This window comes from Bifidobacterium pullorum subsp. gallinarum (assembly GCF_000741215.1).
In the GTDB taxonomy this organism is placed as follows: Bacteria; Actinomycetota; Actinomycetes; order Actinomycetales; family Bifidobacteriaceae; genus Bifidobacterium; species Bifidobacterium pullorum_B.
Window position 1 is genome coordinate 181,100 of record NZ_JGYX01000001.1, and the last position, 19,904, is coordinate 201,003.

Annotated in this window: 23 protein-coding genes; 4 read left to right on the forward strand and 19 right to left on the reverse strand. The window is 65.1% G+C overall.

All coding sequences use genetic code 11. From position 1 onward, the window contains the following. The first annotated feature begins 10 nt into the window (after positions 1-10). The 4 genes from BIGA_RS00810 (at position 11) to BIGA_RS00825 (ending at position 4,216) form a co-directional block, all read left to right on the forward strand. Complete coding sequence (locus BIGA_RS00810; protein WP_033505686.1) at positions 11-331, forward strand: Sec-independent protein translocase family protein; 321 nt, start codon at positions 11-13, stop codon at positions 329-331. A 23-nt stretch (positions 332-354) separates the two neighbouring features. Further along, entirely contained in the window at positions 355-2,949 is a 2,595-nt protein-coding gene (locus BIGA_RS00815; protein WP_033505688.1) for a DEAD/DEAH box helicase, read from the forward strand. 83 nt (positions 2,950-3,032) lie between these two features. Further along, positions 3,033-3,380, forward strand: coding sequence for an RNA polymerase-binding protein RbpA (locus tag BIGA_RS00820; protein ID WP_033505690.1), 348 nt, complete (start codon positions 3,033-3,035; stop codon positions 3,378-3,380). A 119-nt stretch (positions 3,381-3,499) separates the two neighbouring features. After that, the gene (locus BIGA_RS00825; protein ID WP_033505692.1) at positions 3,500-4,216 is read left to right on the forward strand and encodes an HAD hydrolase-like protein; all 717 of its coding nucleotides are present in this window, start codon (positions 3,500-3,502) and stop codon (positions 4,214-4,216) included. A 220-nt stretch (positions 4,217-4,436) separates the two neighbouring features. Here the strand turns inward: BIGA_RS00825 and BIGA_RS00830 are convergent, their stop codons facing one another. The 19 genes from BIGA_RS00830 to pyrH form a co-directional block, all read right to left on the reverse strand. Continuing rightward, positions 4,437-4,817 carry a hypothetical protein gene (locus tag BIGA_RS00830; RefSeq protein ID WP_033505694.1) on the reverse strand — a complete coding sequence of 127 codons (381 nt, stop codon included), beginning with the start codon at positions 4,815-4,817 and terminating at the stop codon, positions 4,437-4,439. Positions 4,818-4,860: 43 nt separating this feature from the next. Further along, the gene (locus BIGA_RS00835; RefSeq protein ID WP_033505696.1) at positions 4,861-5,508 is read right to left on the reverse strand and encodes a MerR family transcriptional regulator; all 648 of its coding nucleotides are present in this window, start codon (positions 5,506-5,508) and stop codon (positions 4,861-4,863) included. Positions 5,509-5,589: 81 nt separating this feature from the next. Beyond that, a complete protein-coding gene (locus BIGA_RS00840; RefSeq protein WP_033505697.1) occupies positions 5,590-6,027 on the reverse strand; it encodes an FHA domain-containing protein in 438 nt (145 codons plus the stop codon). Positions 6,028-6,032: 5 nt separating this feature from the next. Beyond that, on the reverse strand, positions 6,033-6,863 hold the full coding sequence (locus BIGA_RS00845) for a DUF881 domain-containing protein (protein WP_033505699.1): 831 nt from the start codon (positions 6,861-6,863) through the stop codon (positions 6,033-6,035). Positions 6,864-6,867: 4 nt separating this feature from the next. Beyond that, complete coding sequence (locus BIGA_RS00850; protein WP_033505701.1) at positions 6,868-7,200, reverse strand: small basic family protein; 333 nt, start codon at positions 7,198-7,200, stop codon at positions 6,868-6,870. Further along, positions 7,200-8,159 carry a DUF881 domain-containing protein gene (locus BIGA_RS00855; RefSeq protein ID WP_033505703.1) on the reverse strand — a complete coding sequence of 320 codons (960 nt, stop codon included), beginning with the start codon at positions 8,157-8,159 and terminating at the stop codon, positions 7,200-7,202. Before BIGA_RS00855 ends, BIGA_RS00850 begins: the two co-directional genes overlap by 1 nt. A gap of 3 nt (positions 8,160-8,162) precedes the next feature. Further along, positions 8,163-8,768 (reverse strand): CDP-alcohol phosphatidyltransferase family protein, encoded by a 606-nt coding sequence (locus tag BIGA_RS00860; protein WP_033505705.1) that lies wholly within the window; start codon positions 8,766-8,768, stop codon positions 8,163-8,165. Positions 8,769-8,781: 13 nt separating this feature from the next. Beyond that, positions 8,782-9,633: an ATP phosphoribosyltransferase gene (hisG, locus tag BIGA_RS00865; protein WP_033505707.1), complete on the reverse strand. Its 852-nt coding sequence runs from the start codon at positions 9,631-9,633 to the stop codon at positions 8,782-8,784. Positions 9,634-9,669: 36 nt separating this feature from the next. Further along, positions 9,670-9,933, reverse strand: a complete 264-nt coding sequence (locus tag BIGA_RS00870; RefSeq protein WP_033505709.1) for a phosphoribosyl-ATP diphosphatase — start codon at positions 9,931-9,933, stop codon at positions 9,670-9,672. A 17-nt stretch (positions 9,934-9,950) separates the two neighbouring features. Further along, the gene (gene rpe, locus BIGA_RS00875) at positions 9,951-10,616 is read right to left on the reverse strand and encodes a ribulose-phosphate 3-epimerase (protein WP_033505711.1); all 666 of its coding nucleotides are present in this window, start codon (positions 10,614-10,616) and stop codon (positions 9,951-9,953) included. A gap of 52 nt (positions 10,617-10,668) precedes the next feature. After that, entirely contained in the window at positions 10,669-11,637 is a 969-nt protein-coding gene (gene lgt, locus BIGA_RS00880; protein WP_033505713.1) for a prolipoprotein diacylglyceryl transferase, read from the reverse strand. Between the two features lie 26 nt (positions 11,638-11,663). Beyond that, positions 11,664-12,539, reverse strand: a complete 876-nt coding sequence (trpA, locus tag BIGA_RS00885) for a tryptophan synthase subunit alpha (RefSeq protein ID WP_033505714.1) — start codon at positions 12,537-12,539, stop codon at positions 11,664-11,666. Between the two features lie 16 nt (positions 12,540-12,555). Next, positions 12,556-14,646: a bifunctional indole-3-glycerol phosphate synthase/tryptophan synthase subunit beta gene (locus tag BIGA_RS00890; RefSeq protein ID WP_033505716.1), complete on the reverse strand. Its 2,091-nt coding sequence runs from the start codon at positions 14,644-14,646 to the stop codon at positions 12,556-12,558. Positions 14,647-14,788: 142 nt separating this feature from the next. Further along, on the reverse strand, positions 14,789-15,220 hold the full coding sequence (hisI, locus tag BIGA_RS00895; RefSeq protein WP_033505718.1) for a phosphoribosyl-AMP cyclohydrolase: 432 nt from the start codon (positions 15,218-15,220) through the stop codon (positions 14,789-14,791). Between the two features lie 30 nt (positions 15,221-15,250). After that, a complete protein-coding gene (gene hisF / locus BIGA_RS00900; protein ID WP_033505720.1) occupies positions 15,251-16,021 on the reverse strand; it encodes an imidazole glycerol phosphate synthase subunit HisF in 771 nt (256 codons plus the stop codon). 184 nt (positions 16,022-16,205) lie between these two features. Continuing rightward, positions 16,206-17,399 (reverse strand): 23S rRNA (adenine(2503)-C(2))-methyltransferase RlmN, encoded by a 1,194-nt coding sequence (gene rlmN, locus BIGA_RS00905; RefSeq protein WP_033505914.1) that lies wholly within the window; start codon positions 17,397-17,399, stop codon positions 16,206-16,208. Between the two features lie 99 nt (positions 17,400-17,498). Continuing rightward, positions 17,499-18,485 carry a phosphatidate cytidylyltransferase gene (locus BIGA_RS00910; RefSeq protein ID WP_033505722.1) on the reverse strand — a complete coding sequence of 329 codons (987 nt, stop codon included), beginning with the start codon at positions 18,483-18,485 and terminating at the stop codon, positions 17,499-17,501. A gap of 35 nt (positions 18,486-18,520) precedes the next feature. Continuing rightward, complete coding sequence (frr, locus tag BIGA_RS00915; protein WP_033505724.1) at positions 18,521-19,075, reverse strand: ribosome recycling factor; 555 nt, start codon at positions 19,073-19,075, stop codon at positions 18,521-18,523. Positions 19,076-19,131: 56 nt separating this feature from the next. Further along, complete coding sequence (gene pyrH, locus BIGA_RS00920; protein ID WP_033505725.1) at positions 19,132-19,878, reverse strand: UMP kinase; 747 nt, start codon at positions 19,876-19,878, stop codon at positions 19,132-19,134. Between the last annotated feature and the right edge of the window lie 26 nt (positions 19,879-19,904).

Below are 19,904 nucleotides of genomic sequence, written 5' to 3' on the forward strand. Positions count from 1 at the left end.
AGGAGTCGCCATGCCTTGGTGGATCTGGTTGGTGCTGGTGGTGTTCATGCTGGTCATGCTCATCGCCGGCCTGGCATACGCGGCCTTGCACCTGTGGCGGGCGTTCGGGAAGGTCTCCCGGATCGGCGCCGTCATCGGCGAGCATGTGGCCGCCTTCCAGGACACCGCACCCTCCGAGGAACAGCCCGAGCCGCCGCTGTTCACCCAGCCGCTTTCGGTGGCCTCCGAGCGCTACAGCCAGGCCCATGCCGAAGTCATCCGCCGCAGGGAAGCCAAGCGCAGCCGCCATGTGGAGGCTTGGGCGCGCTGGCGTCGATTCAACAACGACTGAATGAACCGGGGATTCATCTGACCATGCCACGACGTCATCATCGCCGTTCCGTGGACGGCACCGTATCCGCACCGCACAACGATGCCTCGCCGTCGCCCTCGCAGCGGTATCAGACCTTCCGCCGCAACCAGGAGCGTCGCAAGTCGGTCGCCGAGCAGTTCGCGCGGACGCTGCCGTTCGAACTCGACGAGTTCCAGCGGCAGGCCAACGAGGCCCTGGAGGCGGACCGCAACGTGCTGGTGGCGGCGCCGACCGGCGCGGGTAAGACCATCGTCGCCGATTTCGCCATCTATCTGGCACAGCAGCGCAACGTCAAGGCGTTCTACACCACACCGATCAAGGCGCTCAGCAACCAGAAATACCATGATCTGGTGGCCGTGTACGGGGCCGATCGCGTGGGGCTGCTGACCGGGGACACCTCCATCAACTCCGAGGCGGACATTGTGGTGATGACCACCGAGGTGCTGCGCAACATGCTCTATGAGCGTTCGTCCACGCTCACCGCGCTGCGGTACGTCATCCTGGACGAGGTTCATTATCTGGCCGACCGGTTCCGCGGACCGGTGTGGGAGGAGGTCATCATCCACCTGCCGCGGAGCGTCCGCGTCGTGGCGCTGTCGGCCACGGTCTCCAACGTGGAGGATTTCTCGGGATGGCTCTCCTCGGTGCGCGGCGAGACCGCACTGGTCGTCTCCGAGCACCGTCCCGTGCCGCTGGAGCAGCATGTGCTCGTGCAGGCCGACGATCGGACCGAGCCGGAACTCATCGACCTGTACCGTCATGACGCCGACGGACGCCCGACCACCGCGCTGAACGCGCATCTGGTCAGCAGGCTGGATCAGCTCGACCGGCAGGCGGCCCGGCGCGCGGGCAACCGCGACCGCGGCCGGGAACGCAGGCGAGCCGGTCGCACGCATCAGTCGCAGCGCAAACCGGAACGGCATGTGCCGCGCCGTTGGGCCGTGGTCGACGAACTCGACTATCTCGGTCTGCTGCCGGGCATCACGTTCATCTTCTCCCGCAACGGCTGCGACCAGGCCGTGGACCAGTGCCTGAACGCCGGACTGGAGCTGACCACCGAGGACGAGGTGCGGCGCATCCGCCGCATCGTCGATGAGATGGTCGAGGGACAGCTGAGCGCGGAGGATCTCAAGGCGCTGAGGTTCTCCCGCTTCCGGTTCGCGCTGGAGGAGGGCTTCGCCGCCCATCATGCGGGCATGGTGGCGCTGTTCCGGCAGATCGTCGAGCGGCTGTTCGAAGAGGGACTGGTCAAGATGGTGTTCGCCACCGAGACGCTGGCGCTGGGCATCAATATGCCGGCCCGCTGCGTGGTGGTGGAGAAGCTGGAGAAGTTCGACGGCACGGGCCATGTGGCGCTGACGCCGGGGGAGTTCACCCAGCTGACCGGCCGCGCCGGCCGCCGAGGCATCGATACGATCGGCCACGCCGTGGTGGTGGACCATCACGGCTTCGTGCCGGCCACGGCCGCCGCGCTGTCCAGCAAACGCGTCTACCCGCTGCATTCCAGCTTCCGCCCGACCTTCAACATGGCGGTGAATCTGCTCAATTCCAGCGATGTGGACACCGCACGCGTCACGCTCGACCACTCCTTCGCCCAGTGGGAGGCGAACGAATCCGCGGGACAGCTGGAATCGCAGATGGTGGCGCTGGAGCAGGCCCTGCAGGGCTACGAGCAGGCGTTCGACTGCGACCACGGCGATTTCCGCGAGTTCATGACGCTGCGTATGCGGCTGACGGATCTGGAGCGCAACGACCGTCGTCGGATCAAGCACGAACCGTTTGCGTCCGAGCAGGAACGCCGGCAGGCGATGCGCGAGCTGGACCGCCGGATCGCGCGCTTGCGCCAAGCCGAGCAGCAGCATCCGTGCCGGCAGTGCCCGGATCTGCAGCGACACCTGACCTGGGGGCATCGTTGGGCTAGGGAGACCCGCGAGCTGGAACGCGTCAGGCACCGCTACGAGTCGCGGACCGGTTCGGTGGCCCGCCAGTTCGACCGCATCTGCGGCGTGTTGGATACGTTGGGTTATCTGGAACGTGCGGAGCGCAACGGCCGTACGGACTACCGGCTGACGCAGGCGGGCCAGCTGCTGCGTCATCTGTACAGCGAACTGGACCTGACCGTGGCGCAGGCGTTGCGTGAGGGCGTGTTCGACGGTCTCAACCCCTCGCAGATGGCGGCCGTGGCGTCGGCGCTGGTCTACGAGGCGCGTCGGGGCAACGGGGGAGAGCCCCGACATTACCCCGGCGGTCACCGTGGCGCGGTGGCCCAGGCCGCGGAACGGCTGCGCGCGATCGCCGCGCAGGTATCGGACCTGTGCGAGGACGCGGCGTTGGAGGAGCCCCGCCAGCTCGACTTCGGTCTGACTGATGTGGTCTACGAATGGGCCGAGGGCGAAGGGCTGTATCGTGTGCTGTACGGCACGGAGCTGACCGGCGGCGATTTCGTCCGCAACGCCAAGCGGTTGGCCGATCTGCTGCAGCAGATCGCCGTGGCCGAGCCGTATCTGGGGGAGGACGGCGCCGATGTGGCACGGACCGCACGACTGGCCATGGAGCAGGTCAATCGCGGTATCGTGGCGTATTCGGGGGTTGACTGACGACCCGGGGGAATACCTGGGAATAACGGACACGTCCGAACTGTTTTGTAGCGTAAAGGAAACGAACAAGGAGGCATGGCAACATGGCGGAACGCAGTCTGCGCGGTATGAGCATCGGCGCGAAGTCCCTGGAGTCCGACGAGAACGTCGATTTCGCGGCGCGAAACGACGTGGCGTACATCTGTCCGAAGGGGCATCGCACGATTCTGCCGTTTGCGGAGGAGGCCGAGGTCCCGGACGAGTGGGAGTGCCGTTGCGGCGCCGTGGCCCATCGTGAGGGCGATGAGGACGCCGAGGCCAACGAGATCACCAAGCCCACCCGCACCCATTGGGATATGCTGTTGGAACGCCGCAGCATCGAGGAGCTGCAGACCCTGCTGGACAAGCGGCTTCAGATGCACCGTGACGGTTGGATTCCCGACTACGAGTAAGACGATTCGCCTGTTCTTCAGCAGAAATTCGATGCCCGGTCAACTCGACCGGGCATACTGATGTGTCAGACGTCACGAATATCGACGGTGTGGGCCGGAACAGCCCGAGAGGAGAGATAATGACCAATCATCCGAAGAAGGTCGTCCTGCTGGATCTGGACGGCACGCTCACGCAGTCCGATCCCGGCATCATCGCCTGCGTCATCAAGGCGTTCGAGGGCATGGGACTGCCGGTTCCGGATGACGACGAGCTGCATCGCTTCATCGGCCCGGCCATCATCGAATCGCTGCGCCGCAACCATGTGCCCGAGGACATGCTGGACCGTGGCGTTGAGATCTACCGCGATTACTACGCCAATCAGGCCGTGTTCGACGATCCGAACAACACGGGTCAGAAGGTGCCGGGCCGCCTGGTCAACACCGTGTATCCGGGCATCCCGGAACAGCTGGCCGCATTGCGCGCCAAGGGGTATGTCCTGGCCATCGCCACCTGCAAGCCCGAATACCAGGCCGTACCGATCTGCGAGCATTTCCATGTGGACCGCATGGTGGACGGCATCTACGGCGCCAGCAAGGACAATTCACGCATCGACAAGGACCAGGTCATCCGGTATTGCTTCGATCTGATCGGTTTCGACGCCCAGGCCGGCGATCGCGCGGTGATGATCGGCGACCGTTGGACCGACATCGACGGCGCCCGTGCCTGCGGCGTCGATACGATCGGCTGCCGCTGGGGTTATGCGGAACCCGGTGAGATGGAGGAACACGGCGCGTATGAGATCATCGACCGCGTCGACCAGCTCGCCGACGCCGTGGAACGCTACTTCGCGCAGTGAGACTATTATCCGATAATGTACGTTATGTCAGAAAAGGAAGTGGCGTAAGCATCAGTCGGATGGTGATCTCCACTATCGGATGACCGTTGCGCCTTCAGCGCCACATCCCACCAAACGCATCACATATGGGTGAAGGGACGGATGCTGATTCCGTCCCTTCACCCATATTGCTATAACGACCAAAGTCACGCGCGTGCAGCGCAAAGCCACACGTCGCGCGTTATTGCTTGTCCGTCGTCGCATGCGTGGCATGCAGCGCGGCGCCCATCTCCGTGTAGGTGGCCCGCTGCGCCTGCAAGATCATCAGCACCAGCTCCGTGCCGATCAGCAGCACACTGACGATGCCCGCGGGCCATGCCGCGGAGATGTAGAACGCCAACGCGTCGGCGCCGAACGAATCCTGGCATACCTTGCCGATGACGAACGGCACCATCGCCAGGATCAGCGACGCCAACTGGGCGCCGATAACCGGCCAACGCACCGGTTCCACGTCGGGATGTCCGGGCTGCAGCAGCTTGCCGCGCCTCACGCAGATCACGCACACGACCACCGCCCAGATTATGGACACGATCCAGAACACTGCCGGAAGCAGATCGATCATCGGCGCCTCTCCCCTATGCCATTCAACGAATCCATCAGACGCGTCACGCGGCCTGACGCGCCGCCCGCTGGGCCTCAAGCTTCTTCCGCATACGCATGGCGGTCAGCTCGTCGATCGGACGGCCGGACGACAACGCGGCCGGCTTGGACGCAAGATCCACGTAATCCTCATGCTCCAGCGCCTCATCGATCTCATGCCACAACGAGCCGACGGACACCCCGAACACGGCCTTGCCGCTGCGCAGCAGATTCAGCATCTGCTCGCTGGTCGTGCACTCGTAGACCTGCTGCCCGTCGCACATGATGGTGACGTCGGCCAGCTGCGCCGTGGTCCGCCTGGACAGGAAGCCGATGGCGGCGGTCACGTTCTGCAGGTTCACGCCGGCGTCCAGCAACCGCTTGGACACGGCCAGGATGACCACATCCTTGAACGAGTACAGACGCCGCGAACCCGAACCGTGCGAGGGCGTGATCGACGGCTCGACGATCTGCTTGCGTGCCCAGTAATCCAGCTGGCGGTATGTGATGCCGGCGACCTTGGACGCCACGGTGCCGCGGTATCCGCGCCGGGTGTCCTCCGCGTCCTCGGTGGCGAACAGCTCCCCCTGCACCGCCCCTTCCGCGGACAGATCGACACGATCCTTCAGCGGAACATGCAGATGCAGCTCCACATCATGATGCCGTTCGACCATAGTCCACTCCTTCAACTCGCACGGACGCTGTCAGAAGTCACGTATTCTGCAACCAGTCTAATCCGTCCGAGCGTACCAGATCTAGGAGATAACGGAGGATTTGGTGAAGAAGACCAGCCGGAACTTGCCGATCATGATCTCGTCGCCGTTCTTCAGCTGCGCGCGCTCGACGCGCTGGCGGTTCACGTAGGTGCCGTTCAGGCTTCCGGAATCCACTACGGTGAAGACGCCATTGGCTCGGATGAACACCGCGTGGGAACGGGAGACGGTGGAATCGTCGAGCAGGATGTCGGCCCGTGAATCACGGCCTACGGTCACCTTGTCCTCGTCAAGCAGGTACCGTGAGCCGGAGACTGCTCCCCTGGTCGAGATCAGCAACGCCGTTCCCTCGGACAGGCGGGCGATGGTGTCGAGATCCTCCTGGGTCAGGGGACGGTCGCCTGTGGAGGTGACGGGGATGGTAATGGCGGGCAGACCGATGATGGTCGTCTCGCCTGCGCTTGGAATCGGTTCAGTCATACAGGCTATTCTACAGTCTTTGCGTACCGGTATTGCGGAACCGAGGCGACCTCGTCGATTTTCACCAGATCGGACGAGGTCACGTCCACCTCGGCGCCGAACTTCACCTTGAGCCGCGATCCGACGCCTCCGGCGATGTTCACGGCGTTCTGCAGGTTCTGCGAGTCCCCGATGGCCTTGATGACGTACGGGCTGGACAGGGTCTGGCCGTCGCAGATCAGCCCGTTCTCACCGTCGGCGATATAGGTCTGGGTGATGACGCGCACGTCGTTGATGGCGATGACCTCGGCGCCGGCGTTGCGCAGCTCCTCGATCAGACTGAACATGGTGGCGGCGTCCACGGCCTCGATGGAACCGTGCGTGACGCGTATGGTCACCCCCTCCCCCTCGGCCGGCAGTCGGCCGGAGAGGATGCCGCTGGTCTGTTCATTCTGCTCGGCGATGCGTTGGGCCTCCTGCTGCTTGTCCGAGGCCTCCTGCAGGGAATTCAGCTGCTCCTGCAGTTCGTCGCGGCGCTGCTCCTGCTGTTGGATCTGGTTGCTGGTCTCCGAGATCAGACGCGTGAGCTCCTCCTCGCTCATCGTCTCGTACGCCGACCGTGTGTTATTGAGCTGGATGACGTAACCGTACCCCAGCATGGCGCACAGGAGCACCACGAAGACATTGGTGATGAGCCTCGCCTTGTTGCGGTTGGCGTCCAGCGACGACGTGCGTTTGGGTTTGCGCGCGACCACCGGGAACGAACCGGTCTCCACACGGTCGTTCTCCTTGTCCTTCGCGTGCTGCCGGTGCATCCGGCTCAGCGTGTCATCGGCTTCGGGTTTGCGCATGGCCATGGGTTCAGCCTCTGAAGATGAAGCGGCGAATGGCCGACACGTTCGAGAAGATGCGGATGCCCAGCACCACGATAACCGCGGTCTGCAGCTGGGACCCCACACCGAGCTGGTTGCCGAGGACCACTAGCAGCGTGGCGGTGATGACGTTGGTGAAGAACGAGATCACGAACACCTTGTCGGAGAAGCTGCGCTGGAAGTACGCCCGTGCGGCGCCCAGCAACGCATCCAGCGCGGCCACCACCATGATGGGCAGATACGGCTGCAGAAACACCGGAATATCCGGTCGGACGAAGATGCCGACCACCACGCCGATAATCAATCCCAGTACTGCCGCCATCACTCGCTCCTTCTTGCGTGGGTCACATCGCCGGAAACCGCCGCTTCCAGTCTAATCGAATCGGATTTCGCCACCTGCGGATAGATGCCCGATTCGGCATATGATTCGTATAACGCCGGCTGGCTATCCGCGCTCACGGCACGGGCCAGCGCATCCTTGTCCCCGATGGCCTGGATGGTGTACGGGCTCTCGATCGAGTTCACGCCGATGAGGATCGTCTGCCCCGCGGTTCGGATGGAGGTCTGCACACCCAATCGGTACCCGTTGACGGCCATCGCCTCCGCGCCGGACTGCCAGAGCAACGACACCAGCTGCTGCAGGTCGGCATCGGTCACCACACGGATCTGCCCGCCGGATGATTCGCGCGGCAATGCGCCGTCCGCTGCGATCGGGTCGGCGAGCGTCAGGGTGATGCCCTCCCCCTCCACCGGCAGCATGCCGCTGCTCAGCTCGTCCTGAATCAACGTGTCGTTCTGCCCGTAATCGGCCATATCCCTTGTGATCTCATCGATCTGTCCGCGCAGGTCGTTGATCTGCCCGGTCAGGTCCTCGACCTGGCTGGTCTGGTCCTCCAATTCGGACGCCCAGCTCTCGCGCACGGCACGACGCGGATCGGTATGCAGCTGCTGCACGAAGAGCGCCCCCGCGAATCCGACCGCCACACAGATCACGAACACCACCACGCGCGTGGCCCATGTGGCCGCCGGAGACGATGGTTTCCTGGCCAACCGCGAATCCATGAACAGCGGGTCCATCGGTCGATTGGTCAGATCGTCGATCAGTTTCAACGAGTCATCGTCCAGCTTGCGGCGGTGCCCCCGCACGGCACCGGCCCCGCCCGCCGGCCGTACATGGTGGGAATCCACCGCGGCAACCGACGCGGAGAACACGGCCCGCCTGCGTAGCGGGGTGTTCTCCTGCTCCACAGGGAACGAACGTGGCGCGTCGTCAATCGGCATCGTTCACCGTTCCTGGCGGAGCAGCTCAAGCCCCTGCCGGTAATAGATCACTCCGGCCAGCCAATACAGGGCCACGCCCCAGATACCGGCGGCCAATGCCGCCAGATGGAGCAGATCGGCCGCCTGCGTGTTCCAGATATCCGAGAAGATCAGCGCCACGATGGACATCATCAGCATGGCCGTGCCGGTCTTGCCGACGAAGTGCACCGGCAACGGCCCATAATCATGCTGGGCCAGCACCAGGATCAGCACCGCCATCAGCACATCGCGCGCTCCCACCACGATCAGCATCCACCACGGTATGATGCCTGCGACGCCCAAGGCCAGGATGCTGCAGAAGATCAGCAGCCGATCGGCGATCGGGTCGAGGATCTGTCCGACCTTGCTCACCTGGTTGAACGTACGGGCGATGATACCGTCCAGGCTGTCCGAAACGGCGGAGATGGCCAGGACGATCAGGGCCGTGATCATCTCGTGCCGCGCCACCAGCATCGCGATGATCGGGATGGAGATGATGCGCAGCACGCTGATGAGATTGGGAATCGTGAACACCATATCCCGAGCTTCGGGGCTGTATTGTGTTTCGCTGTTGTGCTCGTGTTCGCTCATTCGTTCCGCACCGCTACATTCTCGACGCCTGCAGCGCCGTGACGATGATCGCACGCGCCCCCACGTCATACAGGCGATCCATCAGCTGATTGACCTGGGCCTTGGGCACCATGACGCGCACGGCCGCCCACTGCTTATCGTGCAACGGGGAGACCGTGGGGCTTTCGAAACCAGGCGTGATGGCGACGGCGGCCGAGACCTTCTCCACGGGGATGTCGAAATCCATCAGCACGTACCGTTGCGCGGTGAGCACACCCTGCAGACGGCGACCCAGCACGGTCAGACGCCCGTCCTCGGCGTCCAGGCGCGGGGAGCGGATGAGGATCGCCTCGGAATGCAGGATCGGATCGCCGAACACGCGCAGACCGGCGTTGCGCAGCGTGGTGCCCGTCGAGACCACGTCCGCAATCAAATCGGCGACGCCCAGCTGCACGGAAGACTCCACCGCGCCATCCAGGTGGATGATGTCGGCGTGGATGCCGTGCCCGGTCAGGTAGTCGGAGACCAGCTTGTCATACGAACTCGCCACACGCTTGCCGTCGATGTCCGCCAGCTCGTGGATCGGGGCGTCGTTCGGCGCCGCGAAACGGAACGTGGAGGCACCGAATCCCAGCTGCATGTGCTCGATGGCCTCGGTGCCGGAGTTGAGCAGCAGGTCGCGTCCGGTGATGCCGACGTCGATGGTGCCGCGTCCCACGTACACCGCGATGTCCAGCGGACGCAGGTAGAACAGTTCGATCTCGTTGTCGGGATCCTCGACCACCAACTGGCGCGGGTTGCTGCGCAGCCGATACCCCGCCTCGGACAGGATGTTCCACGCAGGTTCCGAGAGCATGCCCTTGTTGGGCACGGCAATTCTGAGCATGTTATCTCCTTCGGTGGCGCGATGACGCCGTCATGGTCACAGATACTTGTACACGTCGTCGAGCGTGATGCCGCGGTCGATCATCATGACCTGGAGATGGTACAGCAGCTGGCTCATCTCCTCGGCGGTGCGGTCGGCGCCCTCGTATTCGGCGGCGATCCAGGTCTCGCCGGCCTCCTCGACGATCTTCTTGCCGATGAAATGCGTGCCCTTGTCGAGTTCCTCGACGGTCAGGGACCCCTCCGGGCGCGTGGCGGCCTTCTCGCTCAGCTCGGCGAACAGTGATTCAAACGTCTTCATAAGTGATACAGCACCTTTCAGGCCTTGAACGCGGCGGCGGCCTCGTCGCGGATGGCGTCGATCGCCGCGGCGGGGTCCTCGGCCCCGTACACGGCGGAGCCCGCCACCAGCACGTCGGCACCGGCCTCGGCCACGATATGCGCGGTCTTGGGGCTCACGCCACCGTCGACCTGGATCTTCACGTCCAGGCCGCGACGGGTGATCTCGTCACGCAGGCGGCGCACCTTGCCCATCTGGTTGTCCAGGAACTTCTGGCCGCCGAAACCGGGCTCGACGGTCATGATCAGGATCATGTCGAATTCGTCGAGGATGTCGAAGATCGGCTCCACCGGTTCGGCCGGACGCACCGCGAAGCAGGCCTTGCAGCCCATCTCGCGCAGCTGGCGGGCCAGACGCACCGGGGCGTGGGTGGCCCCCATGTGGAAGCTCACCGACGCGGCGCCGAGCTTGGCGTATTCGGGCGCCCAACGGTCCGGGTCCTCGATCATCAGATGCACGTCGACCGGCAGGTCGGTGACCTCGCAGATACGCTTGACGATCGGTTCGCCGAGCGTCAGGTTGGGCACGAAATGATGATCCATCACGTCGACGTGAACGAGATCGGCGTTCGCGATCGCCTTGAGGTCACGCTCGAGATTGCAGAAATCAGCGGACAGGATGCTGGGTGCGATTTGAATGCTCATGGTACCTACTCTATCTTTCTTTTGCGACGTTATGACCGAGTTTAGCCGAGTGTCATGCAACATTGTCCGAATGTTCCGGATCCGCCGACGATTCGGACGGCTCGGACGACGCGGACGACTCCGGTTCGGCCGGTTCGGATGCGTCGGACGCCTCGCCTGACGCCGGATGCCGGGTCCGTTCGCCCTGCATAGCCTGTTCGGACGCGGTGACCGCGGCCAGACGCTCCCGCAGTGATTCGGGGGCGGATCCGATCCTCTGCACGGCGACGAATGCGATGACGCCGCAGACGAACACCGCGATGGACACCCACACATTGATCCGCACACCGAGGAAGGTATGGGCGTAATCGATGCGCAGCGCCTCGATCCAGGTGCGTCCGGCCGTGTACCACATCACATAGATCGTCAGCAGTGAACCGGCCTTGAGCACGGCCGAGGCCCTGCGGCCGATCCAGATGATGAGTGCCGCCCCGATCAGGTTCCAGATCAGCTCGTATAGGAACGTCGGGTGGTACAGCGCATCGGATCCGTCGATTTGGAGCCCCCACGGCAGCGTGGTCTGGCCGCCGTAGAGCTCCTGGTTGAACCAGTTGCCCAGACGCCCGATGGCCTGGGCCACCAGCAGCGCCGGGGCCACGGCATCGGCCAGCAGCGCCATCGGGTAGTGCTTGTGCCGGCACCAGCCCCAGGCGGCCAACGCGCCGAACAGGATGCCGCCCCAGATGCCCAGGCCGCCGTTCCAGATGCGTATCATCTCCATCGGATCGCCGTCGGGGCCGAAGAACCGTTCGGGCGTGGTGACGATGTGGTAGACGCGCGCGCCGACGATACCCGCCAGCACCGAGACGATGGCGATGTCGAGGATCTGGTCGAAGTCGCCGCCGACCCTTTTCCACCGCGCCGTGGTGATGGCCACGGCGGCGATGATGCCCGACAGGATGCACAACGCGTAGAGGTGTATGGTCAACGGGCCGATCTCGAAGGTGGAGATCGACGGCGAAGGTATCGATGCTAGTGTCATAGTCCCCGATAGTAGTACGGAACCGCTCAGCGACGGGCGTTATGCACGCCCTCGGCCAACGATTCGACCTTGGCCGCCAGAGCGGACAGGCCTTCGCGCACATCGCGCGCGGCGCGGCCGGTATCGTCCAGCAGGGTGTGCACCAACGCCGAGCCGACGATCACACCGTCGGCGTAGCGGCCCACGGTGCGCGCCTGCTCGGGGGTCGAGACGCCGATGCCCACGCAGACGTTCCGCGCCCCGGCGCGGCGTGTGCGCTCGACCAGTACCTCGGGGGACGACGAGAGCGTATCCCGCTCCCCCGTGACGCCCATGCGCGAGGCCGCGTAGATGAAGCCCCTCGCGTTGCGCGCGGCGTTCGCCAGACGCTCGTCGCTGGAATCCGGGGACACCAGGAAGATCCGGTCCAGTCCGTGCCGCTGCGAGGCCTCGATCCATTCGCCGGCCTCGTCGGGGATCAGATCCGGCGTGATGATGCCGGCGCCGCCGGCGTTCGCCAGATCGTGCGCGAACCGTTCCACCCCGTAATGGAAGACCACGTTCCAGTAGCTCATGATCAGCGGCACGCCGCCGGCGTTCGCCACGGTTTCCACCGCACGGAACACGCCGGCCATGCGCTCGCCGTTGTCCAACGCCACCTGCGAGGCGGCCTGGATAACCGGGCCGTCCATCACCGGATCGGTGTAGGGCAGGCCGATCTCCACCGCGTCGACGCCATGCGTGACCATCGTGCGCAGCGCGTCATGGGTGGTTTCGGAATCCGGGAACCCGTACGGCATATAGCCGATGAAGGCGGGACGGTCCTGCGCGCGGAACGCGTCGAACATGGCCTCGCTGGGGCTGGGGCGGCGGCTGAGGCCCAACGGCTGTGGAGCGGTGGTCCGTGCTGTTGTCTGAGTCATCATGTTCACCTCTGTCTCACTCGCTGACGGCGTTGCCGTGCGCGCCGTTGGCGTCCAGCGCCTTGCTCTGTTCATCGGTCAGGTAGCCGAACCAGCGTCCGGCCGTGGCCACGTCCTTGTCCCCGCGTCCGGAGAGGTTCACGATCATCACCGGCTCGTCGATCCCCCGCGCCTTGAGGTCGGCGGCCGCCTTGTAGGCGCCGGCCACGGCGTGGGAGCTTTCGATGGCGGGGATGATGCCTTCGGTTTCGCACAGGTCCTTGAAGGCGTTCATGGCCTCGTCGTCGGTGGCGTAGTCGTAGGTCACGCGGCCGATCTCCTTGAGCCATGCGTGTTCGGGGCCCACCGAGGCGTAGTCCAATCCGGCGGAGATGGAGTAGGTGTCCAGGGTCTGGCCTTCCTCGTTCTCCAGCAGATAGGACTTGGCCCCCTGGAACAGGCCGATCTGCCCTGTGCCCGGAGCGAAGCGTATGGCGTGCTCGCCGGATTCGGGGCCGTGGCCGCCGGCCTCATAGCCGTACAGACGCACGCGCTCGTCGTCCAGGAAGGCGTTCATGATGCCGATGGCGTTGGAGCCGCCGCCCACGCAGGCGCAGATGGCGTCGGGATGGTCGATGCCGTACTCGCTGCGCAGCTGCTCCTTGGCCTCCTCGCCGATGATCTTCTGGAAATCGCGGACGATGGTCGGGAACGGGTGCGGTCCGGCCACGGTGCCGAGCAGGTAGTGGGTGGTCTCCACGTTGGTGACCCAATCGCGCAGCGCCTCGTTGATGGCGTCCTTGAGAATGCGGGAGCCGAGCTTGACCTCCACCACCTCGGCGCCGAGCAGTCTCATGCGGGCCACGTTCAACGCCTGGCGGCGGGCGTCCACCTCACCCATGTAGACACGGCACTTGAGCCCGAGCAACGCGCAGACCGTGGCCGTGGCCACACCGTGCTGGCCGGCGCCGGTCTCCGCGATCACGCGGGTCTTGCCCATGCGCTTGACCAGCAGGGCCTGGCCGAGTGCGTTGTTGATCTTGTGGGCGCCGGTATGGTTCAGATCCTCGCGCTTGAGGAACACGCGCGCGTTGATGCCGACGCGTTCGTTGAGCCGCTGCGCGAACCGCGGCACCTCGGTCAGCGGCGAGGGCCGTCCGACGTACAGCCGGTTGAGGCGGTCGAACTCCTCGCGGAACGCGGGATCGGCCTTGGCCTCGTCGTATACCTGTTCGAGTTCGGTCAACGCGTGGATCAGGGCCTCGGGCACGAACCGGCCGCCGAACCGGCCGAAATACGGGCCGTTATGCTCCGCCAGCGGACGGCGTTCCGACACCTTCACACGCCTGCCGGCCTCCACCAGCCGCTCGACGGCCAGAGCATGACGTTCGGCGGTGGCCACGCCCTCGCCCACCAGCACGGCATCCGCACCGGCGCGGGCGTAGTCCTCCAGCTCCACCGGGCCGAACACGCCGGATTCCGCCACCTTGATGACGTCCGGCGGCAGCGCCGCGGCCAGTTCCCGGTAGTTGCCCACGTTGACGGACAGGTCCTTGAGATTGCGCGCGTTGATGCCGATGACGGCGGCGCCCGCCTGCACCGCGCGTTCGATCTCCTCGGCGGTGTGGGTCTCCACCAGCGCCGTCATGCCGAGTTCGTGGGTCAGGTCCAGGAGCTCGCGCAGCGTGGCATCGTCCAGAGCCGCCACGATCAGCAGCACGATATCAGCGCCATGCGCCCGCGCCTCCCAGATCTGATACGGGGTGGTGATGAAGTCCTTGCGCAGCACGGGGATATGAACGGCGGCACGCACGCGGTCGAGGTCGTCCAGCGAACCGAGGAACCGGCGCCCTTCGGTCAGCACCGAGATGGCCGCCGCGCCTCCGCGCTCGTATTCGGCGGCCAACGCCGCGGGATCGGGGATATCGGCCAGATGCCCCTTGGACGGCGAGGCGCGTTTGATCTCGGCGATGATGGGCACGGCATCGGCATGACGAAGCCATCGGCGGGCGTCCAGCGGAGCGGGGGCCGCGGCCGCGGCCTGCTTCACTGCGTCCAATGGCATGGCCTGTTCACGGGTACGCTGATCCTGCAGTGCACCCGCCACCAATTCGTCAAGTACCGACATGGGTTCTCCTTGGTTGTGTGGTTGGGTACCGCACACTGTAGCGAACCCGTGTGTTGAAACCACCCCACCGTCTTGCTATGCGGCTACGGGAGAGCCCTGACAGGCCGGTTATCTCATATGGTGAGACCGCCGGTGCGGTCCGTCAGCATTCGCCATCCGTCATCCCGTCCGCGGAATCCAGTTCCTCCGGACGCACGCCCACCACCACGGGAAGCCTGCCGCCTTCGTCGAAGCAGGAGCGCTTGCCGGTGTGGCAGGCCGCGCCCACCTGGTCGACCTGCACCAGCAACGCGTCGCCGTCGCAGTCCAACGCCACCGACTTCACATACTGCACATGTCCGGAGGTATCGCCCTTGCGCCAGTATTCCTGGCGGGAACGGGACCAGAAGGTCACGCGCCCCGAAGTCAGCGTGCGGCGCAGCGCCTCGTCGTCCATATAGCCGACCATCAGCACCTCATGGGTGTCGTACTGCTGGATGACGGCCGCGACCAGCCCCTTGTCATCGTGCTTGAGCCGATCCGCGATGCGCGGATCCAATGTGACGTCGTTATCGTACCGTTCGGTGGGATGCATCGGAAATCTCCTTGGTTCGTATCGGTTCGGTCAGCGGACGGTGTATCCGGCGGCCCGCAGCGCGTCCTTCACGTCGCCGATCGTCATCTTGCCGTAGTGGAACACGGAGGCGGCCAGCACGGCGTCGGCCCCGGCCTCCACGGCCGGCGGGAAATCCTCCACTTTGCCCGCACCGCCGGAGGCGATGATCGGGATCGAGACCTCCCGGCGGACGGCACGGATCATCTCCAGGTCGAACCCGTTCTCGGTGCCGTCGGCATCCATCGAGTTGAGCAGGATCTCTCCCGCGCCCAGCTCCTCGGCCCGCTTGACCCACCAGATCGCATCGATGCCGGTGGATTTACGGCCGCCCATCGTGGTGACCTCGAAACCGGATTGCGTATGCCGCTCCCCCCGTTCACGGCGCGCGTCCACGGACAGCACCAGCACTTGGCTGCCGAAACGGTCCGCGATACGTTCGATCAGGCCGGGGTCGTTGATCGCCGCGGTGTTGACACCCACCTTGTCGGCGCCGCACCGCAGCAGACGGTCCACATCCTCCGCGGATCGGACGCCGCCGCCCACCGTCAGCGGGATGAACAGCTCCTCGGCGGTCCGGGTGACGATGTCATACGTGGTCTGGCGGTTCGAGCTGGATGCGGTGACGTCCAGGAACGTCAGCTCGTCGGCACCCTGCCGATAGTATTCGGCCGCCAGTTCCACCGGGTCGCCGGCATCGCGCAGGTTCTCGAAATGCACGCCCTTGACCACGCGTCCAGCATCGACATCCAGGCAGGGGATGACTCGTACGGCCAATGACATCTGTTTCCTCGCTCTCTGTGTGGAACATGCCCGTGTGGGCCACGCCCGCAACCATAACTGCAGCCATGCGGCGGGATGCCCGCCGGCACACCCAAGGGTAGCCGTTCGGCGGCGGGACGCCGTCGCATGTTCCGTCAGGCGGAATGCGTTCCGCGGCGCCGCGTGGGTCCCGCCGCCGATCGTCTCAGCCCCGGGACCCGGTCTCGCCGCCCGGCTGTTCCTTGGCGGCCAGCTGGCCGCAGGCGCCGTCGATGTCCTGGCCGCGGGTGTCGCGCAGGGTGGCGGTGACGCCGGCGGCGTGCAGGATCTCCAGGAACCGCTGCTCGTCCTCCGGCTTGGACGCCGTCCAGCGCGAGCCTTCGATCGGGTTCAGGGGGATCGGGTTGACATGGGCCCAGTCGTCGCCGTAGTGGTTCAGGCGCTTGGCCAGCAGCCGGGCGTGCTCGGCCTGGTCGTTGATGCCGCGCATCAGCGCGTATTCGATGCTGACGCGCCGCTTGGACGCCAGGAAGTAGTCGTGCGCGGCGTCGAGCACCTGCGTGGTGTTGAACCGTTTGTTCATCGGCACCAGCTCGTCGCGCAGCTCGTCGCTCGGGGCGTGCAGGGAGACGGCGAGCCGGACGGGGATGCCCTCCTCGGCGAGTCTGCGGATGCCGGGCACCACGCCCACCGTGGACACCGTGATGTTGCGCGCGGAGATGCCGAACCCCTCCGGAGGCATCGCGCTGATCTGCCGAACGGCGCTCAGCACGGACCTGTAGTTGCCCATCGGCTCGCCCATGCCCATGAACACGATGTTGCTGAGCCTGCCCGGCCCGCCGGCAATGTCGCCGTCCCGCATGGCCTTGGCCGCCACACGCACCTGTTCGACGATCTCGCCGGCCGACATATTGCGGGTCAGACCGAGTTTGCCGGTGGCGCAGAACGGGCAGCCCATGCCGCAGCCGACCTGGCTGGAGATGCACAGGGTGGTGCGGTTGGGGTACCGCATGAGCACGGATTCGATCAGCGAACCGTCGAACAGACGCCACAACGTCTTGACGGTCATGCCCTCATCCGCCACCTGACGCGTGACCTCGGTGATCAGGGTCGGAAAGAACGCCGCTGCGGCCTCGTCCCGCTTGGACGCCGGAAAATCGGTGAACTCCGCGGCGTTGACATCGAAATGCCCGTAATAATGGTTGGCCAGCTGCTTGACGCGGAACTTCGGCAGCCCCAGCTCCCCCGCCCTGGCGATGCGCTCCTCGGGCGTCATATCGGCGAAATGGACCGGCGGTTTGCCTCGTCGGGCATGGTCCTTGGCCAGCACATCCCGGAACGCCCCGGTGGTGCCGCCCGGCGTGATGCCGGTTTCCGGCATGTCCTCCAACTGTGTCATATCCATCTGTCTCCGCTGTTGCTTGCGTATCGCTACCTTACCTATCAATAGCAAAAGCCCCGGAATGATCCGGGGCGATGCATCGGGGGGGGCAGTCTGCTACAGGCCGGCCGCCCATAGCAGGATGGCGATGAACGGCGCGCTGATCAGGATCGAGTCGACGCGGTCCATCACGCCGCCGTGGCCCTTGAGCAGATGGCCCATGTCCTTGATGCCGATATCCCGCTTGAGCATGGACGCGCACAGGTCGCCGAGGGTGCCGACCAGACCGACCATGACGCCCATGACGATCGGCACCCACCATCGCGTGGCCCAGGTGGCGCCGTCATACGTGCAGGCGAAGACCGCGAACGCCCCGACCATGGCGAAGAGCATCGAGCCGACCAGTCCTTCGACTGATTTCTTCGGCGAGATGCGCGGCGAGAGCTTGTGCTTGCCCAGCCATGCGCCGGCGAACAGGCCGCCGGTATCGCTCAGGGCCGGCAGGAACACCAGCATGATGGCGTGGGCCACCGGATGCCCGCCGAAGGTCAGCGGGATGATCAGGCACCCGGCCAGCAGCGGGATGTACAGCACGGTGAACAGCGACACCGCCACATGGCTGAGCCTGCTGTGGTTGTGTTCCCCCCGTTCGTGGTTGAAGGAGGATTCCAGACGGGCGCCGGCATCGGTATGCGAGAGCTTGTCCGCCACGGCCAGCGACAGGCGGTTGCCGAGGCTGAGCTTCATGGTGGCCGACAGCGCCACCAGCAGCAGCATGCCCATGATGCACAGGGCCAGCGTCATGATGTGGTGCGGCGAGTAATAGGTGGCCAGCAGCGTGGCCGCCGAGCACAGCCACAGCGTCACCACCGGGATGTGCAGGCCGGCGGTGGCGAAGTCGACGCGCAGCTCCCACAGGGCCAGCATCATGAACACCACGATCAGTACGACGAACAGGTCGATCCTGATCAGCAGGCACGCGAGGATGACCACCACCAATGCCGCGGCGGTGGCGATGGCCTGGGGCATATTGCGCCCGGTCCGTTTGTTGATCGAGGCGATGGCCTCCTCGGCTTCCTTCTCACGCTGATCGTGGTGTTCCATACCGTTCCTTCTCCGACGTTCCCGTGTCAGGAGGATCAGACCTCCATGATCTCCCTCTGCTTGCCTTCCAGCAGCGCGTCGATCTCGTCGGAAACCTGCTTGGTGACCTTGTCAAGCTCCTTGAGCAGACGATCGCCCTCGTCCTCGCCCATCTCGCCGTCCTTGACGGCCTTGTCGATGCCTTCCTTGGTCTTGCGGCGGATGTTGCGCACCGCCACCTTGCCGTCCTCGGCCTTGGTCTTGGCGAGCTTGACGTATTCCTTGCGGCGATCCTCGGTCAGCTCCGGCAGCGTGACGCGGATCACGTTGCCGTCACGGTTGGGGCTGACGCCCAGATCCGAATCGCGGATGGCCTTCTCCACGGCGGCGGCCTGCGACTTGTCGAACGGGGTCACGGCCAGCGTGCGCGGTTCGGGCACGCCGATGGAGGCCACGGCCTTCAGCGGCGTCGGGCTGCCGTAGTAGTCGACGGTGATGCCGTTGAGCAGCGCCGGGTTCGCGCGGCCGGTGCGGATGCCCGCGAAGTTCTCCTTGGTGGCCTCGACGGACTTCTTCATCTGTTCCTTGGCCTGATCGATAACGGTTGCCATAGTGTTCTCCTTCGATATGAATGGGAAATCTTCGTTGAATGCTGAATCGTCCGCGCTCACTCGACGACGGTGGATTCCGCCGTGGACACCAGCGTGCCGATCTCCTCGCCGAGGAGGGCGCGGGTGACGTTGCCGGCGCCTTCGAGACCGAACACCCGGATGCGCTTCTTGTTGTCACGCGCCATCGACAGGGCCGAGGCGTCCATGACGGCCAGATTGTCGACCAGCGCGCGGTTGTAGCTCAGCGTGGCGAAACGCTTGGCGTTCGGGTCCTTACGCGGATCCGCGGTGTACACGCCGTCGACGCCGTTCTTACCCATCACCACTTCATCGCAGTGGATCTCCAGCGAACGCTGGATGGACACGGTGTCGGTGGAGAAATACGGCATGCCGGCGCCGGCGCCGAAGATCACTACACGGCCCTTCTCCAGATGGCGGATGGCCTTGAGCGGGATATACGGCTCGGCCACCTGGCCCATCGTGATGGCGGTCTGCACGCGCGTGGCCTGGCCCTCCTGCTCGAGGAAATCCTGCAGGGCCAGGCAGTTCATCACCGTGCCCAGCATGCCCATGTAATCGCCGCGGGAACGGTCGATGCCGGCCTGCTGCAGTTCGGCGCCGCGGAAGAAGTTGCCGCCGCCGACCACGATCGCCACCTGCACACCCTGCTGCACCGCGGGAACGATCTCCTCGGCGATGCGGCGCACCACCGATGTGTCGATGCCCACCGCGCCGCCGCCGAAAGCCTCGCCGGAAAGTTTGAGAAGCACCCTACGGGGTTTATCGCTGACGTCTCCTGTCATCGGGTATCCTTTCTTGGATTCCGTCG

What these genes read in the sequence shown, in the direction of transcription:
- BIGA_RS00810 (WP_033505686.1), top strand. Translation starts at nt 11, where the DNA reads ATGCCTTGGTGGATCTGGTTGGTGCTGGTGGTGTTCATGCTGGTCATG.
- BIGA_RS00815 (WP_033505688.1), top strand. Translation starts at nt 355, where the DNA reads ATGCCACGACGTCATCATCGCCGTTCCGTGGACGGCACCGTATCCGCA.
- BIGA_RS00820 (WP_033505690.1), top strand. Translation starts at nt 3,033, where the DNA reads ATGGCGGAACGCAGTCTGCGCGGTATGAGCATCGGCGCGAAGTCCCTG.
- BIGA_RS00825 (WP_033505692.1), top strand. Translation starts at nt 3,500, where the DNA reads ATGACCAATCATCCGAAGAAGGTCGTCCTGCTGGATCTGGACGGCACG.
- BIGA_RS00830 (WP_033505694.1), bottom strand. Translation starts at nt 4,817, where the DNA reads ATGATCGATCTGCTTCCGGCAGTGTTCTGGATCGTGTCCATAATCTGG.
- BIGA_RS00835 (WP_033505696.1), bottom strand. Translation starts at nt 5,508, where the DNA reads ATGGTCGAACGGCATCATGATGTGGAGCTGCATCTGCATGTTCCGCTG.
- BIGA_RS00840 (WP_033505697.1), bottom strand. Translation starts at nt 6,027, where the DNA reads ATGACTGAACCGATTCCAAGCGCAGGCGAGACGACCATCATCGGTCTG.
- BIGA_RS00845 (WP_033505699.1), bottom strand. Translation starts at nt 6,863, where the DNA reads ATGGCCATGCGCAAACCCGAAGCCGATGACACGCTGAGCCGGATGCAC.
- BIGA_RS00850 (WP_033505701.1), bottom strand. Translation starts at nt 7,200, where the DNA reads ATGGCGGCAGTACTGGGATTGATTATCGGCGTGGTGGTCGGCATCTTC.
- BIGA_RS00855 (WP_033505703.1), bottom strand. Translation starts at nt 8,159, where the DNA reads ATGCCGATTGACGACGCGCCACGTTCGTTCCCTGTGGAGCAGGAGAAC.
- BIGA_RS00860 (WP_033505705.1), bottom strand. Translation starts at nt 8,768, where the DNA reads ATGAGCGAACACGAGCACAACAGCGAAACACAATACAGCCCCGAAGCT.
- hisG (WP_033505707.1), bottom strand. Translation starts at nt 9,633, where the DNA reads ATGCTCAGAATTGCCGTGCCCAACAAGGGCATGCTCTCGGAACCTGCG.
- BIGA_RS00870 (WP_033505709.1), bottom strand. Translation starts at nt 9,933, where the DNA reads ATGAAGACGTTTGAATCACTGTTCGCCGAGCTGAGCGAGAAGGCCGCC.
- rpe (WP_033505711.1), bottom strand. Translation starts at nt 10,616, where the DNA reads ATGAGCATTCAAATCGCACCCAGCATCCTGTCCGCTGATTTCTGCAAT.
- lgt (WP_033505713.1), bottom strand. Translation starts at nt 11,637, where the DNA reads ATGACACTAGCATCGATACCTTCGCCGTCGATCTCCACCTTCGAGATC.
- trpA (WP_033505714.1), bottom strand. Translation starts at nt 12,539, where the DNA reads ATGACTCAGACAACAGCACGGACCACCGCTCCACAGCCGTTGGGCCTC.
- BIGA_RS00890 (WP_033505716.1), bottom strand. Translation starts at nt 14,646, where the DNA reads ATGTCGGTACTTGACGAATTGGTGGCGGGTGCACTGCAGGATCAGCGT.
- hisI (WP_033505718.1), bottom strand. Translation starts at nt 15,220, where the DNA reads ATGCATCCCACCGAACGGTACGATAACGACGTCACATTGGATCCGCGC.
- hisF (WP_033505720.1), bottom strand. Translation starts at nt 16,021, where the DNA reads ATGTCATTGGCCGTACGAGTCATCCCCTGCCTGGATGTCGATGCTGGA.
- rlmN (WP_033505914.1), bottom strand. Translation starts at nt 17,399, where the DNA reads ATGACACAGTTGGAGGACATGCCGGAAACCGGCATCACGCCGGGCGGC.
- BIGA_RS00910 (WP_033505722.1), bottom strand. Translation starts at nt 18,485, where the DNA reads ATGGAACACCACGATCAGCGTGAGAAGGAAGCCGAGGAGGCCATCGCC.
- frr (WP_033505724.1), bottom strand. Translation starts at nt 19,075, where the DNA reads ATGGCAACCGTTATCGATCAGGCCAAGGAACAGATGAAGAAGTCCGTC.
- pyrH (WP_033505725.1), bottom strand. Translation starts at nt 19,878, where the DNA reads ATGACAGGAGACGTCAGCGATAAACCCCGTAGGGTGCTTCTCAAACTT.